The following is a 6,875-nucleotide window of genomic DNA, read 5'->3' as shown; positions in this document are numbered from 1 at the left end:
CCACAACCAACATCTCCATCGCGCTCCCTCATGCAACTGAGAAAGCATCAAATCAGAAATATCAGGGGGGTCACTTTTGGACGCCGATTACCCCAATACTGGGGTCAATCTTGCATGCCGGTTCACATCTAGAGGCGGCGACCGCCGGCATCGACCGCAAAACGGGTCTCAGGAGCACAAGGTTCTGTTTGATGCCGGTCTCACGGATGTTGACGAGTAGTTCGGCACCCGGGCTTCCCTTGCTCTTGCTAGGAACAGCCATCCGCCTCTGCCCGCCAAAATCGTATAAGCTTATGTATATATTACCTAATGCCGTTTGGGTGTCGCCAGAGAAGCCCGATGAAGAGACCGTCAAGGCACCGCCATTGCAGTTAACCGCGACCCTGGCCCCGATCAGTGTAAGTCGTTTGGTCGCTTCAAAGGACGTAAACTGCGCGCCCTGCACGATATTCATGATCTCGAGTGGGACAAACTTTTAGAAATCCGCAAAAGTTTAAGGAATACAGTACGTTGAGGATGGGCGGATTACCACATTGAGAATAAGACAGAGACGATCAAACTTGCGTCACGATCGGAATTTCAGGATGTGCTGAGCCGCTTTGCAAGCGGGCCGCCGTTGCAAGGACAATAGCTTGCGCGACGCAGGATGGCGCTGCAATAGACCTTGAAAACGTATGTCTATGCTCCGGCACCGCGAAAAACGCATCAGCAGATTTAGCGAGTGGGGAAAGTGTACTGTCAGAAATCGCAACGGTTTTTATTTCTTTTTCGCGCGCCTCATGCACTATGGAGACAACCTCGGTGGCATAATAGCGAAACGAGACAGCAACCAGTACGTCTTGCTTTGTCATCGTTTTGGACATGTGTGTGGCAAGCCCGCCGCTCGGATCGAGCATCACGCAGCGTTTTCCGATCATAGTGAGCATATAGCGGAGGAATTCGGCAACCGGAGCCGACCGGAGTTGACCCACAAGATAAACGGTATTTGCTTCACTCAGCAAATCGGCGGCATAGGACAATTGCGCGGGATCCACGTCGTCCAACAGCGACTGAAGAGCTGCAATGTCCTTGACGACCAGCTCGCGCAAAAATCCGAAGTCGGTCGGATCGTCCCTGTTTACAAGCTCGTCTTCCAAGGCACGGATACGGGCTTCAAAGCCTGGTGCGGCTGTTTCCAGACGCTTTTGGAAAAGCAACTGGAGATCTTTGAACCCGGAATACCCAAGGGCCTGTGCAAAACGGACAAAGCTCGACGCATGGGTACCACATCGCTGGGCAATCGCATTGACCGAATGTACGGCCACTTCGTTCGGGTTTTGCGTCAGGAAACGCGCGATTTGCTGATAGGTCTTGCTCATAGTTTCGAAACGCTCGTGTATAAGCAACACGAGCGCTTCGTAATCCTTCGGTGGGGGTGTCGTCGATTTGTCCAGCGGTTTACTCCTCCCAAGCCCCTGCCTTAGACCATCAAGCGTCTCCCGGTCGGGGCGAAACGGCGAACCATCGTCGCGTCAGGGTGTCTCCTGCGCTGGTCTAGCTCAATTTTTTGTGCCGTGCCAGTCTTGACGGCTTCCTCCAGAGCCAAGAGGATCTCGACATCCGCGAGCCCCTCTTCGCCGCAGGCCTCAGGCGCAACCCCTGCAGTGATGCAGTCGGAGAAATATGCGGTTTGCCCTGCAAACTGATCGGTTTTCTCAAAGACATGCTCGATGACCTCCGCGCCGCGCGTCAGACGAACGATGGTCGGCGATTGAAAGTCATACGCGCATTCCACCGCAATGTCGCCTTCGGTTCCGGAGATACGGTATGTATCAAGCTGTTCTGCTCCGAAGCTGGCAACAAATTGCGCGACGCGCCCTTTGGGGAACATCATGGTGGCGGCGAAAGTCTCCTCGACTTCGCTAAAACGTGGGTCGTCGGTCTGATTACGGACAGCGGTGACTTCGACAGGTTCGTCGGCAAAAATATGGCGAACGGCATTCACGCAATAAATGCCGATGTCCTGCAAAGGTCCGCCCCAATGGGACGCTTTGAGCCGATGGTTGTCCGGGCCGGCCTGAAACGAGAACACCGACGAAAACACCCTTGGATCCCCGATCGCGCCCGAACGGATAAGTTCCAACGCATGGACCGTTCCCGGCTCGTTGTGCAGCCGGTACGCGGTCATCAGGTAGACGCCCGCGGCCTCGGCCGCCTCGATCATCGCGCGGCATTCGGCTGCGGAAATCGCGAGGGGTTTTTCGACGATCACATGTTTGCCCGCCTTCGCGGCACGGATCGCATAGTCGGCATGCATGGAATTAGGCAGAGCGATATAGACCGCATCCACCACATCGGCGGCAAGCATTTCATCATACTGGTCGTATGTGAATGTGTGCTCGATATCGTAGAATTCCGCAAGACGCTCGCTCGCATCGCGATTGCCACTGACCAGAGCCGTGGTCTTGGAGTTTCCGGTCACATCCACACCGGGTAGAAAAGCAATTTGCGAAATCCACCCTGCGCCCACGACGCCATAACGTATTGTCATCTTATTCTCCCACCTTGCGCCAGGCGCGTTCCAGAGAGGACTGCTGGATGTCCTCCAGCACTGTCTGGATGCGAAGCCCCGCGCGGAAATTGAACGGCTCTGCGCCGTCTCCGTTGATGGCGTTCAGGTAGCCTGCGACCTCGATCGCCTTGAGGTCGTTGAACCCGATCTGATGCCCGGGCGCGACGCAGAACAGCCCGTAAGGCGGGTGCGCAGGCGCGGCCTCGATCTTGCGAAATCCCTGACGCCCTGCGGCATCGTCCGTCGAATAGAAATGCAGCTCGTTGAAGCGTTCCTGGCTGAACGCGAGCGCGCCTTTGGACCCGAACACTTCGAAATCGTGCTGCATTTTGCGGCCCGTCGCTACCCAATTGGCTTCGATGGAGCCCGAGGCCCCGTTTTCGAACCGCAAAAAGGCACGTCCTATGTCGTCGACTTCGATCTTGCGCGTCGTGCCGCTTGCGTCCGTGCGGGCGTCGATGACCGTCACGCAATCGCCCATGACGTCGGTCACGGAGCCCAGCAGGAACTCGGCTGTGGCCAAGGCGTGGCTACCGAGATCGGCCAGGGCGCCGCCGCCGGCCGGGTCATGGCGGAAGGTGAACGGGCCAGTGGCATCCGCCATGTAATCTTCGGCGTGCAGCCCGCGATAGCCGTGGATTTCACCCAACTCGCCCGCCTCGATCATGGCGCGGGCAAGTTTCAGCATCGGATTGCACAGATAGTTGAACCCGACCTGCGTTTTCACGCCCGCAGCCTCGGCGGCCTCGGCCATCTCGCGTGCGTCCTGCGCAAGCGGTGCAAGGGGCTTTTCGCAATAGACATGCTTGCCCGCGGCAATCGCCGCCAGCGCCATCTCCTTGTGCAGGGCATTGGGCGCCGTGATCGAGACGATCCCGATTTCCGGGTCGGCAATGATGTCACGCCAATCGGCGGTCGCCTTGGCAAATCCGAAGGCACGCGCCGCACGCCCGGCTTCGGCCTCGTTGATGTCTGCGACGGTGTCCAGCTCGGCCTCGACCGGAAGATCGAAGACGCGCGAGGCATTGGTGAACCCGAAAGCGTGGGCCTTGCCCATGAAGCCGGTACCGATCAGGCCGACCTTGATCTTAGTTTTGGAGGGCAACATTGAACTTGTCCTTGTTTACGATCAACGCGGGATCGATCGTCCCGTTGAAATAGTCGAGAATGTTTTCCGCTGAGGAAACGGCCATGCGTTCGGCGGCATCCAGCGTCAATCCACCGATATGCGGCGAGAGTAGGACCTGGTCGAAGCCTGCCAAGGGATGGTCATGCGGTATCGGTTCCTGATGGAAGACATCAAGTCCGGCCGCGCCGACCTTGCCGCTGGCGAGGGCCGCTATCATGGCATGTTCATCGAGGATGCCGCCGCGAGAGGTATTCACCACCACGACACCGTCGCGCATCCGCTCGAATTCCGCCGCGCCGATCAAGGGCGCGCCCGTGTGCGGCAGGCAAAAGCACAGGACATCCGCCCAAGCCAGCCCATCGTCGAGCGTTTTCACGCAAGTAACGCCGTTTTCGGGCCAACCTTGTTTCATCAGGTAGGGATCAAAGGCGCGCACATTCATGTTGAATGCCCGCATCATGTCCGCAGTCTTGCGGCCAATGCGACCGTAGCCGACCAGCAGAAGGTTCTGCCCGCTGACATCCCGGGCCTCGAGCTTGTTGCGCCATTCCCACGGCCCAGTCCGCACAGATATATCGGACCGGAGCGCGCGTTTGCACGCGGCAAGGATCATCATGGCGGAATGTTCGGCGACCGAGGTCGAATTGACATCGCCACAAACCGACAAGGCAATGCCGCGGCTGTTGAGCGCCGCCAAGTCGACCGCGTCATAGCCGACGCCGTGGCGCGAGACGATCTTGAGATTCGGCGCCAGATCGACGGTCCGCGCACCCAGAGGCTGGGTTCTGAGCAGGACCGCATCCGCGCCCGCGATCTCGGCGGCGAGGCTCGCCTCGGAGGTCTCCGCGATATAGGTGACCGTCACGTCTTTGGCATTGTCCAGAATGGCTCTGCCCGATGCATGCAAAGGCCCCGCAACAACAACATGTACCATCAGTATGCTCCTCCTTTTGAGACCGCACCGGCCGCCGGAGCCTCCTGGGTACCGGTCAGATCGCGAAAACGCTTGACGCTCGCGGCTGCGGCTCCCGCCAAAAGTCGGGTGTCCCCGGAGACGGTTGTCAGGCTATAACCCCAACCGGCGGCCTTGGCGGCGTATTCCGGAGTGCCACAATGCAGGCAGGCCTTGATGCCGTTCTTTTCACAGACCTTTGCGATGTGCTGGATAAGCTCGATCATCTCCGGTTCTTCACGATCGAACCCCGGAGCGAGCCGGCCTTCCTGAGTGCCGAGCGTCAGATCGGCAGGGCCGACGTAGATCCCGTCAAGGCCCGGCGTCGCCGCAATGGCGTCCAGGTTTGCGACACCTTCGGCGGTTTCGATCATCGCAAGGGCCAGGACCTCTGAGTTCATCCCCAGACCGTAGCCGGGTAGGGCGACGCCCGCCCGGGTGGGTCCGAAACTGCGCTGACCATAAGGCGGGTAACGCATGTAGCTGACAAATTCGGCGGCTTGCTCGGCGGTGTTGATCATCGGGCAGATGATGTTCATCGCCCCCGCATCGAGGGCTTTCATGATGATGCCTGGTTCGAGCCACGGCACACGCGCCCCGATGGTCACGCCACTGGCGCGCATCGCTTGAAACATCGGCAGCACCGCGGAATAATCGAGCGCGCCGTGCTGGATGTCGATGGAGATCGCATCATAACCCTGCGCGGCCATGATCTCGGCGGTGAACGGGTTGCCAATGGAAAGCCAGCCATGCAACACGGGTTTGCCCTCGGCCCAGAGGGTTTTCACTTTGTTAATTGACATGATGGCTCCTCAGAACACGATCTGGGCGAGCTTGGTGTCAAGGTAGTCCTCAATACCCTCGCTGCCGCCTTCCCGGCCCAGACCGGAGAAATTGGTGCCGCCAAAGGGGGCTTCGGAAGCGGCCAAAGCAAAGCTGTTGATCCCCACCATACCGGCCTTCAAAGCCTTGACCGTCCTGCGCGCGCGCTCGGGCGAGGCGGTAAAAGCATAGGCAGACAGCCCCATGGTGGAGTTGTTCGCCCGGGTCAGAACCTCGTCGTCACCGGAAAACGACGTGATGGCCGCAACGGGGCCGAAGTTTTCCTCTGCGAACACCTCCTGATCGTCGGACACATTGGTCAGGACGGTCGGCTCGTAGAAGTGGCCCGTGTTGAAGGCCGAAGGCCGCTTGCCGCCAAAAGCAAGGGTCGCGCCGCCCGATACGGCATCCTGAACGATCCGGTCGATCGTTTCGAGGCTGCGCGCATTGATCAGCGGCCCCATCCCCACGCTCGGATCCAGGCCATCACCCAGCTTGATCTTGCTCGTGCGGGCCACAAAGCCTTCGACAAACCGCTCATACAGGGCTTCGTGGACGAACATGCGGTCCGGGGTCACGCAAACCTGCCCGCAGTTCGCGTATTTCGTGGCAACGATCGCGTCGAGCGCCATATCCAGATCTGCATCATCGTACACGATCAGCGGCGCGTTGCCGCCAAGCTCCATCGAAACCTTTTTGACCGTCTCGGCCGCGTCGCGGATCATTTGCTGACCTACGCGCGTCGAGCCTGTGAGCGAAACCTTGCGCACGCGCGGGTCTGCCATAATCGGGCCATAGGTCTGGTCGGTGTTGCCGACGACGAGGTTGACCGCCCCGTCCGGCAGGCCCGCCGCGCGCAGGCAGTCCACCATAACCATTGCAACGCCGGGGGTCTGTGACGACGGTCGCAGAACCACAGGGCAACCTGCCGCGAGGGCAGGGGCGAGTTTGCGCGCTGGAAGAGCTGCCGGGAAGTTCCAGGCCGTAAACGCGCCAACGACACCCACAGGCTCGCGGCTGATTTCAAAGCGCCCACCGGGCACACGGCTTTCGACGGTCCGCCCGTAGATACGGCGCGCCTCTTCCGCGTACCAACGGAATTGGTCGCAGGCGAGGACCCATTCGCGTCCCGCCTGTGCAATGGGCTTGCCGGTCTCGGTCGAGATCATGGTCGCGGCCTCGTCAGCCCGCGCGATCATCTCGTCGGCGGCCTTATGCAGCGCGTCGGCCCGGCCGAACCCGCCCATGGCCACCAGAGCCGGGAGGGCCTTGGCCGCCGCATCAATCGCGTTTTGCGTGTCGGCAACGGCCGCGGTCGCGATCGTCCCGAGCGATTTTTCCGTGACGGGCGACATGACTTGAGAGGTGCCTGAACCCGCAGTCCAGGCACCGTCGATGAAAATTCCGAATTTTTCGTACAT

Annotated in this window: 6 protein-coding genes; all 6 read right to left on the bottom strand. The window is 59.8% G+C overall.

The window, feature by feature from the left end; translation table 11 throughout:
* Positions 1-554: 554 nt before the first annotated feature.
* The 6 genes from AQS8620_RS16375 to AQS8620_RS16350 all read right to left on the bottom strand — a co-directional run bounded on the left by AQS8620_RS16375 (position 555) and on the right by AQS8620_RS16350 (position 6,875).
* Positions 555-1,388: a MurR/RpiR family transcriptional regulator gene (locus tag AQS8620_RS16375; protein WP_268805609.1), complete on the bottom strand. Its 834-nt coding sequence runs from the start codon at positions 1,386-1,388 to the stop codon at positions 555-557.
* Positions 1,389-1,459: 71 nt separating this feature from the next.
* Positions 1,460-2,530 carry a Gfo/Idh/MocA family protein gene (locus AQS8620_RS16370; protein ID WP_085838100.1) on the bottom strand — a complete coding sequence of 357 codons (1,071 nt, stop codon included), beginning with the start codon at positions 2,528-2,530 and terminating at the stop codon, positions 1,460-1,462.
* A 1-nt stretch (position 2,531) separates the two neighbouring features.
* Entirely contained in the window at positions 2,532-3,659 is a 1,128-nt protein-coding gene (locus AQS8620_RS16365) for a Gfo/Idh/MocA family protein (protein WP_085838099.1), read from the bottom strand.
* Positions 3,640-4,614 (bottom strand): hydroxyacid dehydrogenase, encoded by a 975-nt coding sequence (locus AQS8620_RS16360; protein ID WP_085838098.1) that lies wholly within the window; start codon positions 4,612-4,614, stop codon positions 3,640-3,642. Before AQS8620_RS16360 ends, AQS8620_RS16365 begins: the two co-directional genes overlap by 20 nt.
* On the bottom strand, positions 4,614-5,435 hold the full coding sequence (locus AQS8620_RS16355; RefSeq protein WP_085838097.1) for an HpcH/HpaI aldolase family protein: 822 nt from the start codon (positions 5,433-5,435) through the stop codon (positions 4,614-4,616). The genes AQS8620_RS16360 and AQS8620_RS16355 overlap by 1 nt, the downstream gene beginning before the upstream one ends.
* A gap of 9 nt (positions 5,436-5,444) precedes the next feature.
* Positions 5,445-6,875, bottom strand: coding sequence for an NAD-dependent succinate-semialdehyde dehydrogenase (locus tag AQS8620_RS16350; RefSeq protein ID WP_085838096.1), 1,431 nt, complete (start codon positions 6,873-6,875; stop codon positions 5,445-5,447).

Origin of the sequence: Aquimixticola soesokkakensis, assembly GCF_900172375.1 — a bacterium.
GTDB classification, from domain to species: Bacteria; Pseudomonadota; Alphaproteobacteria; order Rhodobacterales; family Rhodobacteraceae; genus Aquimixticola; species Aquimixticola soesokkakensis.
Note: the sequence above shows the minus strand (reverse complement) of the source record. Positions and strands in the feature narration are given on the sequence as shown.

Excerpts from the sequence above, each read along its gene's own strand:
- AQS8620_RS16370 (WP_085838100.1), bottom strand. The coding sequence starts at position 2,530 with ATGACAATACGTTATGGCGTCGTGGGCGCAGGGTGGATTTCGCAAATT.
- AQS8620_RS16365 (WP_085838099.1), bottom strand. The coding sequence starts at position 3,659 with ATGTTGCCCTCCAAAACTAAGATCAAGGTCGGCCTGATCGGTACCGGC.
- AQS8620_RS16360 (WP_085838098.1), bottom strand. The coding sequence starts at position 4,614 with ATGGTACATGTTGTTGTTGCGGGGCCTTTGCATGCATCGGGCAGAGCC.
- AQS8620_RS16355 (WP_085838097.1), bottom strand. The coding sequence starts at position 5,435 with ATGTCAATTAACAAAGTGAAAACCCTCTGGGCCGAGGGCAAACCCGTG.
- AQS8620_RS16350 (WP_085838096.1), bottom strand. The coding sequence starts at position 6,875 with ATGTACGAAAAATTCGGAATTTTCATCGACGGTGCCTGGACTGCGGGT.